The organism is Polaromonas sp. P1_G4 (assembly GCF_056405475.1).
Genome location: NZ_JBFUCA010000533.1, coordinates 1 through 2,791, shown reverse-complemented (window position 1 = coordinate 2,791; position 2,791 = coordinate 1). Strand labels below are relative to the sequence as shown.

The following is a 2,791-nucleotide window of genomic DNA, read 5'->3' as shown; positions in this document are numbered from 1 at the left end:
GCGATGGCACCGTCCGGCCTTCGGAGCTGGATCGTTTTCGGAGGTTTCGGCTCCTCCTGAATCAATCGTTTGCGAAGTGGCATACCTTGGCGCAATATGCCGATGCCATCGGCTGCACAACGCGAACGTTGACTCGCGTCACCCTGAATGTTGCGGGGGTTAGCGCGAAAGCGTTTGTGGCGAACAGGATTTCGCTGGAGGCCAAGCGGCTACTTGCACACACCGGGATGCCCATCGCCGGGATAGGCTACGAGCTGGGTTTCGACGACTCCAGCAACTTTACCAAGTTCTTCAAACGGGAGGTTGGATGTACCCCGGTGGAGTTTCGTGCAGGTTACCGCTAGGGAAGGTCTGCACAAGTCCACCGACCACGCTTGTCGTCGAAGCTGGCTTGCTTGGCAGGCGGATGATGCGCCAAGTGCACGCCGTTTGATCTTCGTCAAGGCCGGCGGCGGTGCCTGGAGGCATTCTGGGCGCTATTGGCAATTCGCCGATAACCTTGGAGACCGCCATTCACAAACATGCCAGCGTGCAGATCATCCTCGATGAGCACGCCTCCCTTTCCGCCATGCTGCGCTCCATGCTGCTCATGGTGGCGCGCGGCCCGGGCGACCGTGCGCAGCAATTCTTCGACGTCTTTCGGGCCATGCTGTTTTATATCGACGAGTTCCCCGAGCGCCTGCATCACCCCAAGGAGTCAGACCTGCTGTTTCCGCGTGTGGTGCGCTCCGCGCCATCGGTCATGGCTACGGTGCAGCAGCTGGAGCGCGACCACATGAGCGGCGAGAAGGCTGTGCGTGAACTGCAGCACCTGTTGCTGGCCTGGGAGCTGCTGGGCGAGCAGCGAAAGCCCGAGTTCGAGGCGCAGTGCAAACGTTACGTCGAGTTTTACCTGGAGCACATGCGGCTGGAAGAAACGATCATCCTGCCCGAGGCTGAAAAAGTGCTCACCGAGGCCGACTGGAAAGAGCTGGACGCCGCCTTCCAGCAAAACCGCGACCCGCTTGCCGGCAAGCACGCGGCAGACCCGGTGTATGACCGGCTTTTCACACGCATCGTGATGGAGGCGCCGGCGCCCATCGGGCTGGGTGATGGCTGAAGCCTGCCCTGGGCCGGCACCGGGCATGTAGCCTGTCATACGTACCTGACGCGAATCCGTCTGCCCGTGAGCCTGCGGACCAGTCAGGCCGTGCGCAAGCAGCTATGAAATCAATAGCATGACTCTGCGGGCTTCTGTTTGTGTAGGGTGATGGCGGAGCCGCAAGCGGGCAGGGTCCTGCGCCGGGGCGCACATCATTCCTACAAGGCCGTCAGCAACACGCTCTGGCCGCGTGGGCACCGGCAACGCATAGTCTGGATATCTCCGCTAAAGGTTCAGGTGCCGCCTGGGCCGCACGCCATGACGCCTGAGAGCACAAGTCCGCCTTCCCGTCAGTCCTCCCGCGACGCCAGCAGCAACCAGCTCAGGGCCGTCGCGGCTTACATGAAAAACCACTCGCTGGTGTTGGCCACCGCCGAGTCCTGCACCGCAGGCCTGATCGCCGCACACCTCGCGGATGTGCCGGGTGCGGGGTCCTTGCTGGAGTCGGCTTATGTGGTGTATTCACCCCGGGCCAAACAGCGTTGCCTTGGGGTGAAAGCAGAAACCATCGAGCGCTGCAACCTCACCAGCGAAGAGGTGGCTGCCGAGATGGTGCGCGGCGCGATGCAAAAGAGCGAGGCCACCATGGCCATTGCCAACACCGGCGTGACCGACGGCACCGACCCGAAGATTCCCGCCGGCACGCAGTGCTTTGCCTGGATGTTTGCGGGGCGTGATGGACGTGGGGACGCGGTGTTCACCGAAACCCGCAGGTTCAGCGGTGACCGCAACAGCATCCGCGAGCAGGCGGCTGCCTATGCGCTCACGCAGATCCCGGCGCGCCACGCGGCGTTTCTTGAAACGGCAGCCAGGCGCGACCGCACCGGCTGACAAACCCGTCAGGCGACAAATTTCCTGTCGCGCAGCCAGTCGGCCAAACGCCCGGCAAACACCTTGTAGCCTTCCGCATTGGCGTGGATCTGGTCAGAACGCAATTCGCTGCGTGACAGCACATAAGACCAGGCATCGGCAAAAAGCGGGGTGGCTGTTTCCGCGGCGATCTCGGCATACACCTCATGGTCTTTCAGTGAGCCCATCGCGGCAGAAAGCAGCACGGGTTTGGGCTGCGCGATCAGCACCACCTGCGTGCTGGCAGCGGCGGTTTGCACAATCGACCTGATGGCAGCGCGGGTGCTGTCCAGCGGCATGTTGCGCAGAAAGTCGTTGCCGCCAATGCACACCAGCACCAGGCCCGGCTTGTTTTCCTGCAGCAGCGCCGGCAGGCGTGCCAGCGCACCGGCCGCTGTGTCGCCGTTGATGCCCGCGTTCTGCGTGACGTAGCCGGTCAGCAGTTCCAGCTGCTGCGGGTAGCTGGCGCCCGCCGGGGCGCCGTAGCCAAAGGTCAGCGAATCGCCCAGGCACAGCAGGGTGGCCTCCTTGGGCAGGGTCTTGCCTTTGGGCCCGGCTTTTCTGGAGCAAGCCGCAGCCAACAGCAGCGCAGAGCAGGCAGCGCCCAGCAGGAGTTGGCGGYGAAGGGAATGGTGATGCGAGTCCATGCGTCGTGCCGGTTTATTTCAGGTTATCGGGTGGAGCCGGGTGCGCGGCCGGCGCCTTGTCTTCCGGATGCAGCTGCTTGCGGCTCAGCGAAGGGATGATCAGCATGCGCACAGTCTAACCATGCCAAAGCGCATCTGGACACCACTGCAAGCG

General features: G+C 63.0%; 4 protein-coding genes. 3 read left to right on the top strand and 1 reads right to left on the bottom strand.

Features of this window, described 5'->3' with window-relative positions; translation table 11 throughout:
- The 3 genes from AC1D1X_RS20065 to AC1D1X_RS20055 all read left to right on the top strand — a co-directional run.
- Positions 1 to 344 (top strand): helix-turn-helix domain-containing protein (locus AC1D1X_RS20065; RefSeq protein WP_477698988.1); only part of this gene is annotated, 344 nt, incomplete at its 5' end.
- Between the two features lie 155 nt (positions 345 to 499).
- Positions 500 to 1,099 carry a hemerythrin domain-containing protein gene (locus tag AC1D1X_RS20060; protein WP_477671515.1) on the top strand — a complete coding sequence of 200 codons (600 nt, stop codon included), beginning with the start codon at positions 500 to 502 and terminating at the stop codon, positions 1,097 to 1,099.
- A gap of 300 nt (positions 1,100 to 1,399) precedes the next feature.
- The gene (locus AC1D1X_RS20055) at positions 1,400 to 1,972 is read left to right on the top strand and encodes a CinA family protein (protein WP_477671516.1); all 573 of its coding nucleotides are present in this window, start codon (positions 1,400 to 1,402) and stop codon (positions 1,970 to 1,972) included.
- An 8-nt stretch (positions 1,973 to 1,980) separates the two neighbouring features.
- Here the strand turns inward: AC1D1X_RS20055 and AC1D1X_RS20050 are convergent, their stop codons facing one another.
- The gene (locus tag AC1D1X_RS20050) at positions 1,981 to 2,637 is read right to left on the bottom strand and encodes a GDSL-type esterase/lipase family protein (RefSeq protein WP_477698987.1); all 657 of its coding nucleotides are present in this window, start codon (positions 2,635 to 2,637) and stop codon (positions 1,981 to 1,983) included.
- Positions 2,638 to 2,791: the final 154 nt, after the last annotated feature.